The organism is Bacillus cereus group sp. N11, assembly GCF_016483605.1.
In the GTDB taxonomy this organism is placed as follows: domain Bacteria; phylum Bacillota; class Bacilli; order Bacillales; family Bacillaceae_G; genus Bacillus_A; species Bacillus_A toyonensis.
In genome coordinates this window covers 32,583-48,839 of the sequence record NZ_JAEHBN010000010.1, presented here as the reverse complement: position 1 = coordinate 48,839, position 16,257 = coordinate 32,583, and the positions used below count along the sequence as shown (strand labels likewise).

The window sequence follows — 16,257 nt, the reverse complement described above, 5'->3', positions numbered from 1 at the left end:
GGTAAATACCTATACATCACCACACTCTCTTCCATACATTATAGTAACCGCAGTATTAGCGGGAAATGAAAAAGGAGGTCATCTCATGTACGGATACTCATATTGCTATCCAACTTGTTCATATCCTTCCTACGGTTATGGCGGTTCTTGTGGCGGATCTGGACGCGGCTTTGCCTTAATCGTTGTGTTGTTTATCCTTTTAATTATCGTTGGTGCTGCTTGCATTCGCTAATGTAAAATGAAACAACTATGGAAAGAAACAGACGGCTTTGCCGTCTTTTCTTTTTATCTCATACATAACTCCTCTATAGAAGAACGATTTGCAAATAGTTACCCTTACTTGCCGATGACTTTTCTCATCTCCTTTGGTAGACTAAAGAGGAAAGGAGAGATTACATATGCTTACAATGAACGATGTAATTCGCGAAGGAGATCCTATTTTGCGAGATGTTGCAGAAGAGGTGTCGTTACCAGCGAGTGAAGAAGATACAAATACCCTTAAAGAAATGATTGATTTTGTAATAAATAGCCAGGATCCTGAACTGGCTGAAAAATACAGTTTACGCCCTGGAATCGGATTAGCAGCTCCGCAAATCGGTATTTCAAAGAAAATGATTGCGGTTCATGTAACTGATACGAACGGTACGTTATATAGCCATGCATTATTCAATCCAAAAATCATTAGTCATTCTGTTGAACGTACATATTTACAAAGCGGTGAAGGTTGTCTATCTGTAGACCGCGAAGTACCTGGCTATGTCCCTCGTTACACAAGAATTACAGTGAAAGCAACATCTATTAATGGAGAAGAAGTAAAATTACGCTTAAAAGGCTTACCGGCAATTGTATTCCAACATGAGATTGATCATTTAAATGGTGTTATGTTCTATGACCATATTAATAAAGAAAATCCATTTACCGCTCCTGATGATTCAAAACCTTTAGAGCGCTAATAATAAAAAGGCGGGAATTAATCTCCCGCCTTTTTATTTTATGAAATGGGTTCCATATTTACTTATAACAGGCCAGCCCATTTTAATCCATGATATATACCGTCTTCACTTACATCCTTTGTCACATGATTTGCAAGTTTTTTCAAATCTTCATGACCATTCCCCATCACAATGCCCGTCCCAACTGCTTCAATCATTTCTAAATCGTTTAAACCATCCCCAAATGCATACACTTGTTCACGGCTAAATCCTAATTTTTCAATGAACTTCTCAATCCCTTTTGCCTTAGAACCACCATTAGGAATGATATCCATTGAATACGCATGCCAACGAATAAAATGAAAATCCGGATATTGATTAATAAACTTTTCCTCTTCATTTACTTCACAAAAAAGAAGCGTTTGATAAATATCGCGTTTTTCGTAAAAATCAGGTTCATATGCCGGATGCTCGAACTGCAAGCTTCCAAAACCTTCTTTCACATAATCATGATATTCCACTGTCGCTCTCATTTCTTGATGGTCAAGATATACAAGTGGATATCCTTCTTGTTTTGCAAACTGAGTAAACTTATGCAAGGCAGCTGGGTGTAACGGATTATTAAATACTACTTCATCTTCAAAGACAACATACTGTCCATTAAAACTAACATAATTATGTATATTGAGTTCCTTACGAATATCTTCAAACATAAACGGTGCGCGTCCTGTCGCAATTGCTACATGCACCCCTTTTTCCTGCAAATGTCTTACTGCATCTCGTGTAGATTGCGGAATTTTTTTATCGTGATCTAATAATGTTCCATCAATATCAAAAAAGACAATTTTATCATTCATTTGTCAAAACCCTTTCTGGCACTCTTTACTCCTATTTTGATAATCGCTTTTCAAATTCTAAAAAAAAGTATAACATATTAAACATCTGTGAAGAAAGCGTTCACTTTCTGACCTTATTTATGAAACATGCATATATATATTAGTAAAAAGGGTGAATACTTGTTCTAATGAATTTTCTTGTCCATTCTTCCTCATACTATATCTATAACTAACGGCTACTAATCGTTACTATAGAATAACTTTCACTGTATGAGAAAGGACAAGGTTTTCCATTCACTTTCCCCTCTTTCTTATGTCAGAGATAGAGTTTTCACTAGTAATATGCATGTTTAGAATAAGGAAAGGAAGGAGTAATCATGCTGAAGAAGCTGAAGAAAAAGCTTAAGCGTTATTTAAACGATTTAGTCCGGAAGAAGACAATCGCTTAAATTATGCCCATTTCGGGCTTTTTCTTCATTCTCATTCGAAAAAACATGAAAATCGTGACTGTTTGCTTTATAATAAGTAACAGATAATGCAAAACATAGACAAGGAGAGGTTTTCCAAATGATTTTTAAAGTATTTTATCAAGAAAAATTAACTGAGGTCCCAGTACGTGAAAATACAAAAGTTGTATATTTAGAGGCTACGTCTGAAAAGGATGTTCGTAAAAAATTAAATAAGTTCGCATATAATATCGAGTTTGTTCAGTCTGTTACTGGCGCCCATCTTGAATATGAAAAACAAAACGCTGATTTAGTATTAGCGGAGATTGTATAGCCATATGAAATTTCTAAAAAATGATCAAGTTGCCGTTTTTGCTCTCGGTGGTCTTGGTGAAATCGGTAAGAATACATATGCTGTTCAATTTCAAGATGAAATTATTATAATTGACGCTGGAATTAAATTTCCAGAAGACGAACTCCTCGGGATCGATTATGTAATACCTGATTACACTTATTTTGTGCGAAACGAAGATAAAATTAAAGGATTATTCATTACACATGGTCACGAAGATCATATCGGTGGAATCCCTTATCTATTACGTCAAGTAAACATTCCAATTTACGGTGGAAAATTAGCAATTGCACTAATAAAAAACAAATTAGAAGAGCACGGATTACTTCGTAAAGCGAAGCTTTATGAAATTCAAGAAGATGATGTTATTAAATTTAAAAAGACATCTGTTTCCTTCTTCCGTACAACTCACAGTATTCCGGATTCATACGGAGTTGTTGTGAAAACACCTCAAGGACAAGTCGTTCATACAGGTGATTTCAAATTCGATTTCACACCAGTCGGTGAGCCAGCAGATTTAACAAAAATGGCTGAAATCGGAAAAGACGGTGTACTTTGTCTCTTATCTGACAGTACAAACAGTGAAGTTCCAAACTTTACGATGTCTGAGCGCCGTGTTGGCGATAGTATTCAAGATATATTCCGCAAAGTAGAAGGTCGTATTATCTTCGCAACCTTTGCATCGAATATCCATCGCTTACAACAAGTTGTTGAGGCTGCTGTTGAAAATAATCGTAAAGTAGCTGTATTTGGTCGAAGTATGGAAGCAGCTATCGAGATTGGACAAAACCTTGGGTATATCCGATGTCCAAAAGATACATTCATAGACACATCTCAACTAAACCGCCTACCAGCTAATAAAGTGGTTATTTTATGTACTGGTAGTCAAGGTGAACCAATGGCAGCACTTTCCCGTATTGCGAATGGTACTCATCGTCAAATTCAAATTATTCCTGGCGACACAGTTGTTTTCTCTTCTTCACCAATCCCTGGTAACACAATTAGTGTAAGTCGTACAATTAACATGTTGTATCGTGCTGGTGCTAATGTAGTCCATGGCAAGCTGTCAAACATTCATACGAGTGGACATGGCGGACAAGAAGAGCAAAAACTAATGCTACGTCTAATTAAACCAAAGTATTTCATGCCAATTCATGGTGAATATCGTATGCAACGTATGCATATGAAATTAGCGAATGATTGCGGTATTCCAGAAGAGAACTGTTTCATCATGGATAACGGAGATGTTCTTGCCTTGCGTTCAGATGAAGCAAGTGTAGCTGGAAAAATTCCATCTGGTTCTGTCTATATTGATGGAAATGGTATTGGAGATATCGGTAATATCGTATTACGCGATCGTCGCATCCTTTCTGAAGAAGGGCTTGTAATTGTAGTTGTAAGCATTGATATGAAAGAATTTAAAGTTGCAGCAGGACCTGATATCATCTCGCGTGGTTTCGTTTATATGCGTGAAAGCAGCGATTTAATTAACGATGCTCAAACATTGATTACAACACATTTAGAAAAAGTAATGGAACGTAAAACAACACAATGGTCTGAAATTAAAAATGAGATTACAGACACATTAGCACCATTCCTATACGAAAAAACGAAACGTCGCCCAATGATTTTACCAATCATTATGGAAATATAAGAAAAAGGACAATGCCTTCATGGCATTGTCCTTTTCTCTTATCTTAAAAAGTGTTTAAAACGATCTACTTCGTCATCATGACCAATTACAATTAATATATCCCCCGCTTGAATATTTTCCGTAGCTCGAGGAGAGACGATAACTTCTTTACCACGTTTAATTGCTACAATATTCAATCCAAACTTCGCACGAATATCTAATTCAATTAAAGAGTGCCCATCAATTTTTTTATTTGCAATAATCTCTACAATACTATGCTCATCTGAAAGCTCAAGATAATCTAATACATTACTTGATGCAATATTATTAGCAATCCGTTTTCCCATATCACGCTCTGGATGTACAATGTGATCTGCACCTATCTTACTTAATACTTTTTCATGATAGTCATTTTGAGCTTTTACAGTAATATTTTTTACACCTAACTCTTTCAAAATTAACGTTGTTAAAATACTTGAATTTAAATTATCTCCAATAGCAACGACTACATGATCAAAATTACGAATGCCGAGACTTTTCAATACCATCTCATCTGTTGAATCTGCAATTACAGCATGTGAAGCTATATTTGCAAACTCATTAATTTTATCCTCATCTGAATCAATTGCCATTACTTCCATACCTAATTGAGCTAGTTCTCGGCAAATACTTCCACCGAAACGCCCAAGCCCGATGACAGCAAATTCTTTTTCTTTCTCACTCACAGGAATTCCTCCAATAACTTCAAGTACTATGTATTTTCATTGTAACATACTTTATATACGTCACAAAAACGTGTAAATCATACTTATTTTTGTTTTTGTATATAAAAATATTGTTGTAAATAAAAGGCGATACCAACAAGTAACATACCAAATACAAATATATTTCCAAACGAACTAAATGTTTCAAAAACGAACAATAACGTTTCTTGGCCGAAAAAAGCAAATAGAAGCTGCGTAAAAGCAAATACAAGCGCCCATATGTAATGATGTTGATGGAATAAATAATGCGTTGCGCCTAAAAAAGCAATAAATGAAACGATGAAAATCCACCAATTTTCTAACAACAGTTGCCAATTAGAAAATTGGTATCCATTCACTAATATCGCAATAATCCCGATAACCGCCATTGTTGGCACACTCCAGAATAGTGCTCGCCCTCTAAAGAAGCGGGTACCTTGAACATCTCCTTTTTCATATGCAATGTATGTTAGTACTACTGTACTTATATACAAAACAGAAAGAATCGTTAAAACGATAATAAGCCAAAAGTGTAATTGATAATATTCATGCTCTATATTTGTCACGATTGCAGCTAGCATACACGGGATTAACATTCCCGTCCAACCATCTACTTTTCTTTCATTCCAAAAGACCGTATTACCAATTCGTATACCTAGCAGCATAAAAATAATGATACCTAGTACAAATAATGTAGTTTTATTCCCTACTAAACTCGTTGAGAAAGCAATTAATCCAATAAATAAAAAGAGCACAAACCCATTCATAATTTCTAGTACAGGTGATAAATACCTCTTCACCCATTTGTATGTTTCGTCATATTCATTATTATCTACTAGACGATAGGCATAAAAACTTATTCCAAAATAAACCGCCGCAATAATAACATACGCATATAAGACGAAACATAAAATCGCACTGCTAATTTGCACGTAATTCCCCACCCTTTTTTCTATGTTTCACATTGATTTTACACACTTTTCATACTAAAAGTAAACATATATAAGTTAGTCAAATAATTAATAATGAGCAGTGGCTAAAACCCCCTGCTCATTATTAAAACAGTACAATTAACTTTAATTCTTTCATTTGTATGTAAATGTCTAAAATCAATCTATACGAGCGTTACTTACACCTCAGAACAAAAAGTTTTTTGGAACCTTCAAGAAAGCGGAAGTTTTATTTTCTATTTCCTTTCCACTTTACATATTGGCTTAAAAATGTAATTGCCTTTTCAATCACTTCTTCGTCTGGTTTTAATTTCGCATGATGTAAACCATATTCTGAATTTACTCCAAGCCAAAACATAAATCCAGGGATTTCTCGAAGCATATAACCAAAATCTTCACCTGTCATTGCCTCAGTACATGTAATAACATTCATATCCGTTTGTTTATGTACAAATTGCATAAACTCTCTCGTTAACTCTTCGTGGTTATATACTTGATGATACATTGCTCCGTAATCTATAATCGCCTCACACTGGAAAGAAGCTTCGATACCTGCAACAATTGCCTCAATTCTGCTTTTCACACGCTTCATTGATTCCACTGATAATGTTCGAATCGTTCCTTCTAAACGAGATTTTTCTGCGATAATATTTTGAACTGTACCACCTGTTATTTTTCCAATTGTAATTACCGCACTGTCAAGAGGATTCACATTACGACTTATAACGGATTGAAGTTGTGTAACAAGGTGACTGGCTGCAACAATCATATCATTCGCAGTATGTGGATAAGCCGCATGTCCACCTTTTCCTTTTAAATCAACATATAATTCTGATGTATTCGCAAATAACAGACCTTCTTTTGTCGCAATTGTTCCTACAGCGTATTCTGGTGCAATATGAAGACCAAGAATTATATTAGGCTTCCATCCTTTTAGCTCTTCACTTTCTAACATAGGAAGAGCGCCACCTGGGCCTTCTTCTGCCGGCTGGAATAGAAACACAAGGTCATCATCTATTCTTTCACTCACAGCTGCTGTTAGGAGGCCTAGACCAATTGTTGTATGCAAATCATGTCCACATGCATGCATCATTCCTTTATGTACAGAAGCAAATTCGTATCCAGTTTCCTCTGTTATTGGCAAACCATCTATATCTGCACGATAACCTATTATTTTCTCTGGGCTTTTCCCATTTACTTTAACAATTACACCTGTTTTCCATGTTCTCACTTCCAAATATTCGTTAGGAAGTGTTTCTATATACTCTAAAATGTACTGTTGTGTTTTCCACTCTTTAAATCCAATTTCCGGGATTTTGTGTAAATCTCTACGAACTTGGACAAATTTGCTTACTGTCATTTTTGCACCTCTATCTATAAAAAGCGCAAGAGCCTATTTATGCTCTTACGCTTTTTGTTTTTTATTTCTCTGGGTTTAATTGACGAAGCTCTTGTTTGATTTCAGTTTTCGCTTTTGTCTTCTCATCAATTTCTTTAATTACACGTGCTGGAGTTCCCGCAACAACTGTATATGGAGGCACATCTTCTGTTACAACAGCTCCTGCTGCTACAACTGCACCTTTACCTACTGTAACGCCCTCTAAAACAACTACATTTGCACCAATTACAACATCGTCTTCAACGATAACTGGTTTTGCAGAAGGTGGCTCAATAACACCCGCAAGTACAGCACCTGCACCTACGTGACAGTTTTTCCCAACCGTTGCACGTCCACCAAGCACTGCGTTCATGTCGATCATAGTACCTTCGCCGATTACAGCACCGATGTTAATTGTTGCATTCATCATGATAACAGCGTTGTCACCAATTTCAACGTGGTCACGAATAATTGCGCCTGGCTCAATACGAGCTTTAATGCCTTTTAAATCAAGCATTGGGATTGCAGAATTACGACGATCGTTCTCAACTACATAGTCAACAATGTGCTTGCTATTTTCATCAAGAATTGTCTTAATTTCAGACCATTCTCCGAATACTACACCAGATTTTTTATTTACAAATGCTTGTACTGTTTCAGGGAACGTTACTTCTTTTAAATCCCCTTTTATGTATACCTTTACAGGAGTTTTCTTTTCACTTTTTTGAATAAACGAAATAATTTCGTTAGCGTCCATCATTTTCATTCTTGTTGCCTCCTAAATCCATTTATATTGTTACTCTACCAAACGATAGAGCGAGTAGCAAGACAATAATCTTATTTTTCCCTTTGAATTTCTTCTATAATTTCTAAAAACGCTTGTACTTGCTTCAATTGTCTTGCTGATTCACTCGTTAACAACCATGTTTCTCTCGTTAATTGAACAGGTGTTTTATACATATTTTCCTGCACTTCTTTTAATACTGTAGAAGGCAATAACGCATAACCTATACCATTTAGAACAAGTTGTTTGCACGTCTCAATTTGATCAACTACAATTGTTCGCTTAGGTGGGTTAGAAAATAACCCATACCACCAATTTTGTATTTGACCATAATAAGTCGAATCACTTTTAAATTGAATAAATGGTCTATTTGTTTCTTTTAACATCGAAATATCTTTTATTTCTTTATCGACTAAATATAATTCATCTTCAAATAATTGTTGCTTTTGTCCTTTATATTCCTGTGATCCCCTTAATATAGCTACATGAACATCGCCCTCATAAAATTGCTTTTGCACTTCACTACTCCAGCCAGTAAACAGCGATATCTTCACAGAAGGATACTTTTGTACAAACTTTTTCAACACAGGAGGGAGCCAATATTGACCAATAACCGATGCAACAGCTATTTTTAACGTTCCATATGTTTCCGTTCTAAAAACTGCCAGTTCGCTCTTAATATTCTCTTCTCTTTGTAACATTTCTTTTGCATAATTTGCGACTTTTTCCCCTTCAGGTGTAATTGTCAATCCTTTTTGTGAACGAATAAAAAATTTCATTCCCCATTGTTTCTCCATAGATTGTAATCGTTGACTAAGCGCAGGTTGGGAAACAAATAAACGTTCCGCCGCTTTTCTCATATTTGATTCCTGGGCTAACACAACCATCATTTGAAAATCATCAATTTGCAACTTTCTCCCTCTTTCCTTAGCTTCCATACACCTTATTTCAATAAGCTTTTCATCCTGAATTTAACTGAATACTTTTATACAAAAAATACAATTTTTCAGTTCGAACTTTCCTTATGTTTTATGTCTTTTTAAATATAATACATACACAACTGATATGCACGAAAAAAAGTGACTTCTCCGTTTCTATGAAGTCACTTTCCTCCTATTATCTATCGATTATGCTGCCGTACTTTTTTATTCAATAATTTTAAAATAGCTCTACGTGTTAAAATCCCCTCGAAATACCCTTCTTCATTTACAGCACAAATAAAAGGATGATCAATTGTCATTTCTAAAGCTTTTGCAAATGAATCTTCTAACTTAAGAACCGGAATATCTTCCTTCATCACTTGTTCTACTTTCATATCATCAAGTCTTTCAAACTCAATGCGCTCTAACCCTAACATACCATCTAAAATCATAGCAGTACTAATCAACCCATGTAATTTATACATTGGGTCTAAAACAGGTATTGCCGAATATCCAGATTTCACAAGAACGAGTAAAGCATGCTCTAATCCATTCCCAATTTGGACATGTGCTACTTTTTCTGATGAAATCATTAAATCTTTCACAAAAATTTGCTGAAACTCGTCTTTCGGAATACTAATCATGTTACATCCCCCATTTTCCCTTTTTCCTGCTTATATTCATCGACTCTATTCTTATTTTATGACAGCGTTTTCATATTATTATTTTGTCCTAACTTTATTTCAATAAAAATACAATTACACAGCTATTTTAGCATACAACACAAAAAAAAGACTACCATTACGGTAGCGCTTAATACCCTTTATTTTTTAATCTGTAAAATAACCTTGTGATTTTTTTATATTGCGTCACATCTGTCTTTTTCAAACCATTCTCAATATCTGTAAGTTCTACAGCTAAAATTTCACTCGCATAATTTTGTTGAAATAGAATATCTAGTAACAAACTTTCTTCTTCTTTCGTTAAAACAAATTCCCTTTGCATATACCCCTCTCCTTATAATCCCATCGTTACTCTCATTATATAAAATTTCCAACTTATTTAGTAGATGTAATATTCAGTTTTTAATAAAAACATGTAACAATTGTAACCATATAAAAATTATTTCGTATATCGATTTGCATAACTAAATGCCGCATAAGCATCCGGCTTAATTTTTGCAGTTAATCCCATCGCTTGAATTTTCGCTGTCATATCTAAAATAAATTCTTTTGTTAAACCATCATTCCCTATGTCCAAATGAATTTCCATTATGAACCCAGCCCCATCTTGAGCATATGGATGCAATAAATCCCATATGGTTTGTATATGGTTAGGAGTAAATAGGCAAGCGATTTCTTGACTAAACTGTGTTTCTAAATATATTTTCTCCCGTAATGTTGCCGGCTTATCTTTTACTGACCTATGGTGTAAACATCCCCAAGCCCCTTTTCCAACACGGTGAATATGGATTGCCGTAATAAATCTCGTATCTTTTTGATGTGCCTGTGAGTCTGTCCCAATAGATAATCGATATAAATTTCGTGGATCCTTTTCAATGAAACTACAAATGCGGTTAAAGACCGTATCAAAATTCAAATGTCTCTCTGAAACATTATAGAATTTATGCCCACCGTCCACATAGTCACGTCCTTTCCATTAGACAGACTTTTCGTATTCTCATTGTATGGGACAAAAACAAAAATTATAACTTACTATCCTTTATTCGTCTCAATATTTCGCATTACAAAATGACAAACTTGGCAAGTATAAATTACATTTTGATTCGATTGAGCCGTTAATACATGAATAATCTCTGCAGAATTGTGGCAATTAGGACAGATCACAACTGGTAAACGTTCCACATAACACACCTCCTATTTATTTTTATCACGCTATTTTCGAGCAGTAAAACTCCTGATTGATGTAGGCCAATCATCAGTCGATAATAAGCACTTCCACTGATTAAAGTCTTACTTTATTACCATTGTAGGAAAAACGAAAAATTCCTATACATATATACTGGAAAGTAAAAGAACTAAAAAAGGTACTGCCATAGGCAGTACCTTTTTTATATGTATCAAGAAATGATATCGTAAATCTCAATTGCAACCATATCGATATTATCGAATTGATACACTTGAGGTTTTTCACCTTGTTGATACACTTCTAATTCATACATTTCACTTTTATCGAAAAATTTCACGCTACATTTGCGCTCACCGTTCACTTCAAAATAGCGTTGTGCTACTTCACCGCTTACAGCTTGTTCTTGTAGACTAACAAGTCGTGTTAAAATTCCTTGGAGTAGAGACATGAAATCTCTCCTTTCTCTAATCTTCCTACCAATAGGTTTTACAGCTATACTCATTCTATCCGTCATAACAGAAAAAATGTTCCACAGTCTAGGATAAAGGTTATTGGCCAGAAACTCAACTAAAAATTTGTCGAAATGCAAAGGAAAACACAGAAAGAACATCTTTTTCCTTCTTTATTGCGATTTCCATACTGGAATAATATAATAAAAAACAGAAAAAAGGAGGAATTACAATGAAAAAAATTGAGGTTTACACACAACCTGATTGTCCGCCATGTGTCATTGTGAAAGAATTTTTAAAGCATAATAACGTTTCATATGAAGAATTTGACGTAAAAAAAGACGCTGCTGCTCGCGATCGCCTTTTATACGACTATGATTCCTATTCAACTCCAACAGTTGTAATCGACGGTGAAGTGGTTGCAGGTTTTCAAATCGAAAAATTACAACAGCTACTCAATATAGAATAGGAATAGGTAAATACCTATTCCTATTTTTATCTCGTTATTTATGGGCAGTAAAACTCCCGATTGATGAAAGCTAATAATCAGTGGGATATAAAGCCCCCACTGATTAAAGTTGCACTTTATAATTGTTGTAACCTTTTTATTTCAGTTAAAAGTTCTTGGCTTTCATGATACCCTGCTAATTTCCATTTATCTTGATCCCTTTTCAATGTTACAATTTGATATTGTCCACTTTTCGCCCGCTCATATACATATAAATTTTTATGCTCTTCATCATACGCCATTTTCGTTTCCGAATTAAAAGAAAACGGTGCTTCTTTTGCTGGAAGTAAATATTCACCACTTTGTTTATCACTTCTACTATTTTCATCTGTAAATACTTGAAGGAAATTATCTGTAAAATACGGTGATAACGTCTCTATCATCTTATTCATCGGCAAATGCTTCCCGCGAATTGAAAATTGGGTTTCATAGCCTTTTTGTATCGTTGTAAACACGTCTTTCCGATCGACTTTCAATTCCTCTTTTCCTAAAACAGTTGTAACACTATAACCAACTAGAAAGGCAACACATACAAATAGAACAAGCCATATTCCATATTTCCTCATTTTTTCACCTTCCTTTTAAAAGAACTTGTCTTTGTAGTATTCATTGTAACAATGATTATGCAAAGAAAGGGATGGTTTCGTTCGTAAAATCTTTACAACGATAGACAGCATTTTCATCACCATTTTCACTATTACCAATTTCTGATAAAAACAAACAAAAAAATGCACGAATCTCTTCGTGCATTAAAATAAAACATCTTCTTCATATAAATATTCATAAGATAAATCTATAAATAAAAAGTTTTCATCATCAATCGGGAAAGAAAATGTTCGTACCATTTCACCAGTTTCAATATCGGCATATAAATCTGAAAGTCTCGCCTTATTTTCAAAACGCATTTTCATAATATTCTCAAGAAAATACGGACGCCAACTCCAGTTCTTCATATAATACTCCGGCATCACAATCCATTCCCCATCTTTTTTCATAACATTACCTGATTGTTGAAAACCATCTTCATTGCAAATAAATATGCGAAAACTACATTGTGATATACTTTGGCTAAATTGTAATAACCAATCATTTATATCTTCATTCTTTTTTTGTTTTGACAGAACATCACCAATTCGATCACGTAACATCTCTGTTAAATGATAAATTTTTTGCAACTTCTTTTTCTCATGCTGAATAAATTGATGACATTCATTACCAAGTCTCTCTTTTAAAACATTCGTTTCAATAAAATCAGGTAAACATTCTTTTAAATAATTACCTTGATAGTATCTACCACCGTTTTTCCAAGCATATTGTAGTTGATAAAAAGCATCAATTTCTTCATATAACAACGTTGCACCAATTCTTCTTGCAAGTAAAGATAAGGAATATAAAATATCTTGATAAGATTGTATAAGTGCAGTTTGCCTTAAGTTTGTTAAATCTACTTTTAAAATATCAGGTGCTAACACGCTAATACGTTCTAAATTACTTGTACCCGTTCCAACTTTATTAATCGAAATCTGAATACCATATGTACGATAATACATAAGCAAATGATTAAATTGCTCAATATCTTCTTTACATTCATGCTCTGTTATCTCTAAAACAATGTGGTTCAAATTTAAACCTTGTTTTTCATACATCAATAAAAGTTGAAGTAAACTTTCATCTTCGTCATTCATTAATACGTTAGCATTTCGATGTATAAATAATAACAATTTTTGATTGCTTTCTAAATAACGGTTTAAAGCTTTTTCTACTATAATATTATCCGCTTCCAGTTGAAACTCACTTGGAATAGAATCATCATGAAAGAACGAAGCTAAACTTTGTATGCCCTCTTCTGTTTGAATACGTCCTACTACTTCATATCCAATTACTGTATGTTCATCAGCACTAAAAATAGCTTGATAATAAGGAAGGACTTTATCCAAGTTACTCATTACATCTAATGCATCTATCAACGTGCTTCCCTCCCTTTACTTTTCAAAAATTATAACACGATATTTACGGAAAAATAATAAAAAATCCCTTCAGTTTTCCTGAAGGGATTAGAGGGGTAAAATGCTAAGGGGAATTAGCAATTCTACTATGAAGAAAAAAGAGGTCTTAAATATACCGTATATATGACCTCTTGTAAATACCTTTCTTTCACATGTCACAATTCCGTCACATTTTACCACAAAAAAATGAATCAAACATTCATTTGGTTATCCCTCTTAAAATGGATATTGATGCAAGTGTTGTCCTCCATCCATTGTCATGCATGTTCCATTTATGTATGCAGCTTCATCTGAACATATATAATAAGCTAGACCCGCAATTTCTTCTGGCGTACCTAGTCTTCCAAGTGGCACACTTTGTAGTGTACGCTTAGCCATTTCTTCTGAAATCCATAATTTATCGGCACCGCCCGTACGTTCAATCGGCCCTGGTGCGATAGCGTTAACTCGTATTCCATATTTACGTCCCCACTCAACAGCAAGCGTTTTAGTCATTGCTAATACGCCAGCTTTTGCTGCAGCCGAATGAATAACTCCTGGACCTGCATCCCATGCATATGTCGCTACCATATTAATGATATTTCCTTTTATACCTTTCTCAATCCAATACTTCCCGACAGCTTGACTGCAATAAAATGTACCATTTAACACAATATTAATGACCGAATTCCAGCCATTCACAGATAAATCTTCTGCTGGACAAATAAAGTTGCCAGCTGCATTATTTATTAAAATATCAATTCGTCCGAACTTTTCATCAATATGTTCAATCATTTTCTGAATATCTTCAGTATTTCGTACATCCATTTGTACAGGCAATATTTGCCCTGGAAACTGTTCAATCTCTAACTTTGTTTCCTCCAGTTTTTCTTTTGTACGCCCTGTAATAACAACTCGTGCCCCTTCTTTTGCAAAACGAGTTGCCATTCCTTTTCCCATTCCACTCGATCCACCTGTTATAATTACTACCTTCTCTTTCATATATATCCCTCCCAAAAATGAATACACATTCATTTTATCATTTTATTTGATAGAAATCTTTATATTTTTAAACTTTTCTGATATTTTAACTTAAAGAGACTTCTTTTCATTCATTTTTCCGTAAGCTATACTACTTCTTTATTATTTTAAATATATTAAAAAAAACTGAAAGGAGATTTGAGTAGCCTGTATATGGAACGAAAACACATGATATAAATCAAATAGGTATACTCATACTTTTATGAAGCAAATTACACGAAGAAATTTTTTGAAAAATGGAATACGCACTTGTCTATATTCATTTATAACCACTAGTATCGGTTACTATTACGCTAAATACATAGAGCCGCATATGATCTCTTTTACAGAGCACACACTAAAATCACAGCTCATACCAAAAAGTTTTCATGGTATGAAGATTCTTCAATTTAGCGATTTACATCTCGGATACTATTTCTCGCTCCAACATTTATCTCAAATCATTTCTAAGATTAATGCTGCAAACCCAGATATTGTCCTTTTTACTGGTGATCTCATTGATAATTACCAAACATATACTGATACTCCTTTCGTTGCATCCATTTTAAAGAATATACAAGCACCCTTCGGTAAATTTGCTATTTATGGTAACCATGATCACGGCGGATATGGAACTGAATACTATGATCACATCATGCGTGAATCTGGATTTGAACTATTACTAAATAGCGAAAAACGAATTCGTCTACTGGATAATAGTGAAATTTCTATTTTCGGACTCGATGATATACTACTTGGCAAACCAAAAATAGCGGAAACACTACAACAAGCGCGGCAAAATACTTATAACATTGTTCTTGTTCACGAGCCAGATATTGCGCCACAAATTGCTACATATCCAATCAACTTGCAACTTTCTGGTCATAGCCACGGCGGACAAGTAAAAATCCCTTTTTTAGGTGCTATCGTTACCCCATCACTTGCCAAACACTACATTGAAGGCTTCTATTCCATTCAAGACTTATCTCTCTATGTCAATCGCGGACTTGGAAGAACACGTGTCCCATTCCGGTTTATGTCAAAACCTGAAATTACACTCTTCACCCTACAACATTCGTAATAATTCGCCTATTTTCTTACATATCCTTTCTTGTACGCGCTCATCCACGTTTCGTTTACCATATGATAAAAGTGAGTCCAATAAAGGAGGTTTGTTCATGTATCCATATTATCAACCAATCCCAGTTCGTTCAGCACCTATTGGCCCAGTAGGCGACTCACGATTCTTTCCGTTTTTTGGCGTTCCATTTCTAGCTGGAATTGCTGGTGGATTGCTCGGCGGAGCATTAGCTTTCGGCCCTAGACCATTTTATCCACCTTATCCACCACCTTACCCGCCGCCAGCACCTTATCCTTGTTATGGTGGACCTTGTCAACAACCATACTATTATTAATGTATGCCAACAATTCTACCAACGCTATTCTCTCTAT

Annotated in this window: 22 protein-coding genes; 7 read left to right on the top strand and 15 right to left on the bottom strand. The window is 34.8% G+C overall.

What is annotated here, in order from left to right; genetic code table 11:
- The first annotated feature begins 85 nt into the window (after positions 1 to 85).
- Both JDS98_RS17370 and def read left to right on the top strand, forming a co-directional pair.
- Positions 86 to 232 (top strand): YjcZ family sporulation protein, encoded by a 147-nt coding sequence (locus tag JDS98_RS17370; protein ID WP_000274562.1) that lies wholly within the window; start codon positions 86 to 88, stop codon positions 230 to 232.
- 166 nt (positions 233 to 398) lie between these two features.
- Complete coding sequence (def, locus tag JDS98_RS17365) at positions 399 to 953, top strand: peptide deformylase (RefSeq protein ID WP_000957068.1); 555 nt, start codon at positions 399 to 401, stop codon at positions 951 to 953.
- A 62-nt stretch (positions 954 to 1,015) separates the two neighbouring features.
- Here def and JDS98_RS17360 read toward each other — a convergent pair whose 3' ends face one another.
- On the bottom strand, positions 1,016 to 1,789 hold the full coding sequence (locus JDS98_RS17360; RefSeq protein ID WP_000998284.1) for a Cof-type HAD-IIB family hydrolase: 774 nt from the start codon (positions 1,787 to 1,789) through the stop codon (positions 1,016 to 1,018).
- A 546-nt stretch (positions 1,790 to 2,335) separates the two neighbouring features.
- On the opposite strand from JDS98_RS17360, the gene JDS98_RS17355 reads away from it, so the two are divergent.
- Positions 2,336 to 2,548 (top strand): DNA-dependent RNA polymerase subunit epsilon, encoded by a 213-nt coding sequence (locus tag JDS98_RS17355; RefSeq protein WP_000576438.1) that lies wholly within the window; start codon positions 2,336 to 2,338, stop codon positions 2,546 to 2,548.
- Between the two features lie 4 nt (positions 2,549 to 2,552).
- Positions 2,553 to 4,220 carry a ribonuclease J1 gene (rnjA, locus tag JDS98_RS17350; RefSeq protein WP_000670378.1) on the top strand — a complete coding sequence of 556 codons (1,668 nt, stop codon included), beginning with the start codon at positions 2,553 to 2,555 and terminating at the stop codon, positions 4,218 to 4,220.
- A 38-nt stretch (positions 4,221 to 4,258) separates the two neighbouring features.
- Here the strand turns inward: rnjA and JDS98_RS17345 are convergent, their stop codons facing one another.
- The 10 genes from JDS98_RS17345 to JDS98_RS17300 form a co-directional block, all read right to left on the bottom strand.
- On the bottom strand, positions 4,259 to 4,924 hold the full coding sequence (locus tag JDS98_RS17345) for a potassium channel family protein (RefSeq protein WP_001290442.1): 666 nt from the start codon (positions 4,922 to 4,924) through the stop codon (positions 4,259 to 4,261).
- Positions 4,925 to 5,007: 83 nt separating this feature from the next.
- Complete coding sequence (locus JDS98_RS17340; protein WP_001167326.1) at positions 5,008 to 5,874, bottom strand: hypothetical protein; 867 nt, start codon at positions 5,872 to 5,874, stop codon at positions 5,008 to 5,010.
- 247 nt (positions 5,875 to 6,121) lie between these two features.
- Positions 6,122 to 7,252 carry an N-acetyldiaminopimelate deacetylase gene (locus tag JDS98_RS17335; protein ID WP_000218682.1) on the bottom strand — a complete coding sequence of 377 codons (1,131 nt, stop codon included), beginning with the start codon at positions 7,250 to 7,252 and terminating at the stop codon, positions 6,122 to 6,124.
- Between the two features lie 61 nt (positions 7,253 to 7,313).
- The gene (dapD, locus tag JDS98_RS17330) at positions 7,314 to 8,036 is read right to left on the bottom strand and encodes a 2,3,4,5-tetrahydropyridine-2,6-dicarboxylate N-acetyltransferase (protein ID WP_000783253.1); all 723 of its coding nucleotides are present in this window, start codon (positions 8,034 to 8,036) and stop codon (positions 7,314 to 7,316) included.
- A gap of 71 nt (positions 8,037 to 8,107) precedes the next feature.
- A complete protein-coding gene (locus JDS98_RS17325) occupies positions 8,108 to 8,992 on the bottom strand; it encodes a LysR family transcriptional regulator (RefSeq protein ID WP_002039481.1) in 885 nt (294 codons plus the stop codon).
- A gap of 182 nt (positions 8,993 to 9,174) precedes the next feature.
- The gene (gene cbpB, locus JDS98_RS17320) at positions 9,175 to 9,618 is read right to left on the bottom strand and encodes a cyclic-di-AMP-binding protein CbpB (protein WP_097956934.1); all 444 of its coding nucleotides are present in this window, start codon (positions 9,616 to 9,618) and stop codon (positions 9,175 to 9,177) included.
- A 169-nt stretch (positions 9,619 to 9,787) separates the two neighbouring features.
- Positions 9,788 to 9,979, bottom strand: coding sequence for an antirepressor AbbA (abbA, locus tag JDS98_RS17315; protein WP_097956933.1), 192 nt, complete (start codon positions 9,977 to 9,979; stop codon positions 9,788 to 9,790).
- Positions 9,980 to 10,096: 117 nt separating this feature from the next.
- On the bottom strand, positions 10,097 to 10,615 hold the full coding sequence (locus tag JDS98_RS17310; protein ID WP_000348650.1) for a ribonuclease H-like YkuK family protein: 519 nt from the start codon (positions 10,613 to 10,615) through the stop codon (positions 10,097 to 10,099).
- A 74-nt stretch (positions 10,616 to 10,689) separates the two neighbouring features.
- Complete coding sequence (locus JDS98_RS17305) at positions 10,690 to 10,839, bottom strand: hypothetical protein (protein ID WP_000440536.1); 150 nt, start codon at positions 10,837 to 10,839, stop codon at positions 10,690 to 10,692.
- A gap of 215 nt (positions 10,840 to 11,054) precedes the next feature.
- Positions 11,055 to 11,291, bottom strand: a complete 237-nt coding sequence (locus tag JDS98_RS17300) for a YkuJ family protein (RefSeq protein ID WP_000055152.1) — start codon at positions 11,289 to 11,291, stop codon at positions 11,055 to 11,057.
- 233 nt (positions 11,292 to 11,524) lie between these two features.
- Here JDS98_RS17300 and JDS98_RS17295 point away from each other — a divergent pair, with 233 nt between their 5' ends.
- On the top strand, positions 11,525 to 11,761 hold the full coding sequence (locus tag JDS98_RS17295; RefSeq protein ID WP_000717877.1) for a glutaredoxin family protein: 237 nt from the start codon (positions 11,525 to 11,527) through the stop codon (positions 11,759 to 11,761).
- A gap of 116 nt (positions 11,762 to 11,877) precedes the next feature.
- Here the strand turns inward: JDS98_RS17295 and JDS98_RS17290 are convergent, their stop codons facing one another.
- The 4 genes from JDS98_RS17290 to fadH form a co-directional block, all read right to left on the bottom strand.
- Positions 11,878 to 12,366 (bottom strand): DUF3993 domain-containing protein, encoded by a 489-nt coding sequence (locus JDS98_RS17290; protein ID WP_001233803.1) that lies wholly within the window; start codon positions 12,364 to 12,366, stop codon positions 11,878 to 11,880.
- A 55-nt stretch (positions 12,367 to 12,421) separates the two neighbouring features.
- Positions 12,422 to 12,550 carry a hypothetical protein gene (locus JDS98_RS17285; RefSeq protein WP_000544074.1) on the bottom strand — a complete coding sequence of 43 codons (129 nt, stop codon included), beginning with the start codon at positions 12,548 to 12,550 and terminating at the stop codon, positions 12,422 to 12,424.
- Positions 12,550 to 13,767 (bottom strand): EAL domain-containing protein, encoded by a 1,218-nt coding sequence (locus tag JDS98_RS17280; RefSeq protein ID WP_000564311.1) that lies wholly within the window; start codon positions 13,765 to 13,767, stop codon positions 12,550 to 12,552. The genes JDS98_RS17285 and JDS98_RS17280 overlap by 1 nt, the downstream gene beginning before the upstream one ends.
- Positions 13,768 to 14,022: 255 nt before the next feature.
- Positions 14,023 to 14,787, bottom strand: coding sequence for a 2,4-dienoyl-CoA reductase (gene fadH, locus JDS98_RS17275; RefSeq protein WP_000660910.1), 765 nt, complete (start codon positions 14,785 to 14,787; stop codon positions 14,023 to 14,025).
- A gap of 241 nt (positions 14,788 to 15,028) precedes the next feature.
- Here fadH and JDS98_RS17270 point away from each other — a divergent pair, with 241 nt between their 5' ends.
- Positions 15,029 to 15,886 (top strand): metallophosphoesterase, encoded by an 858-nt coding sequence (locus JDS98_RS17270; protein ID WP_033668555.1) that lies wholly within the window; start codon positions 15,029 to 15,031, stop codon positions 15,884 to 15,886.
- Positions 15,887 to 15,983: 97 nt separating this feature from the next.
- Positions 15,984 to 16,220: a hypothetical protein gene (locus tag JDS98_RS17265; protein WP_000283739.1), complete on the top strand. Its 237-nt coding sequence runs from the start codon at positions 15,984 to 15,986 to the stop codon at positions 16,218 to 16,220.
- Positions 16,221 to 16,257: the final 37 nt, after the last annotated feature.

What these genes read in the sequence shown, in the direction of transcription:
- rnjA (WP_000670378.1), top strand. Translation starts at nt 2,553, where the DNA reads ATGAAATTTCTAAAAAATGATCAAGTTGCCGTTTTTGCTCTCGGTGGT.
- JDS98_RS17335 (WP_000218682.1), bottom strand. Translation starts at nt 7,252, where the DNA reads ATGACAGTAAGCAAATTTGTCCAAGTTCGTAGAGATTTACACAAAATC.
- def (WP_000957068.1), top strand. Translation starts at nt 399, where the DNA reads ATGCTTACAATGAACGATGTAATTCGCGAAGGAGATCCTATTTTGCGA.
- JDS98_RS17285 (WP_000544074.1), bottom strand. Translation starts at nt 12,550, where the DNA reads ATGCACGAAGAGATTCGTGCATTTTTTTGTTTGTTTTTATCAGAAATT.
- fadH (WP_000660910.1), bottom strand. Translation starts at nt 14,787, where the DNA reads ATGAAAGAGAAGGTAGTAATTATAACAGGTGGATCGAGTGGAATGGGA.
- JDS98_RS17290 (WP_001233803.1), bottom strand. Translation starts at nt 12,366, where the DNA reads ATGAGGAAATATGGAATATGGCTTGTTCTATTTGTATGTGTTGCCTTT.
- JDS98_RS17325 (WP_002039481.1), bottom strand. Translation starts at nt 8,992, where the DNA reads ATGGAAGCTAAGGAAAGAGGGAGAAAGTTGCAAATTGATGATTTTCAA.
- JDS98_RS17355 (WP_000576438.1), top strand. Translation starts at nt 2,336, where the DNA reads ATGATTTTTAAAGTATTTTATCAAGAAAAATTAACTGAGGTCCCAGTA.
- JDS98_RS17300 (WP_000055152.1), bottom strand. Translation starts at nt 11,291, where the DNA reads ATGTCTCTACTCCAAGGAATTTTAACACGACTTGTTAGTCTACAAGAA.
- cbpB (WP_097956934.1), bottom strand. Translation starts at nt 9,618, where the DNA reads ATGATTAGTATTCCGAAAGACGAGTTTCAGCAAATTTTTGTGAAAGAT.
- dapD (WP_000783253.1), bottom strand. Translation starts at nt 8,036, where the DNA reads ATGAAAATGATGGACGCTAACGAAATTATTTCGTTTATTCAAAAAAGT.
- abbA (WP_097956933.1), bottom strand. Translation starts at nt 9,979, where the DNA reads ATGCAAAGGGAATTTGTTTTAACGAAAGAAGAAGAAAGTTTGTTACTA.
- JDS98_RS17370 (WP_000274562.1), top strand. Translation starts at nt 86, where the DNA reads ATGTACGGATACTCATATTGCTATCCAACTTGTTCATATCCTTCCTAC.
- JDS98_RS17295 (WP_000717877.1), top strand. Translation starts at nt 11,525, where the DNA reads ATGAAAAAAATTGAGGTTTACACACAACCTGATTGTCCGCCATGTGTC.
- JDS98_RS17270 (WP_033668555.1), top strand. Translation starts at nt 15,029, where the DNA reads ATGAAGCAAATTACACGAAGAAATTTTTTGAAAAATGGAATACGCACT.
- JDS98_RS17360 (WP_000998284.1), bottom strand. Translation starts at nt 1,789, where the DNA reads ATGAATGATAAAATTGTCTTTTTTGATATTGATGGAACATTATTAGAT.
- JDS98_RS17265 (WP_000283739.1), top strand. Translation starts at nt 15,984, where the DNA reads ATGTATCCATATTATCAACCAATCCCAGTTCGTTCAGCACCTATTGGC.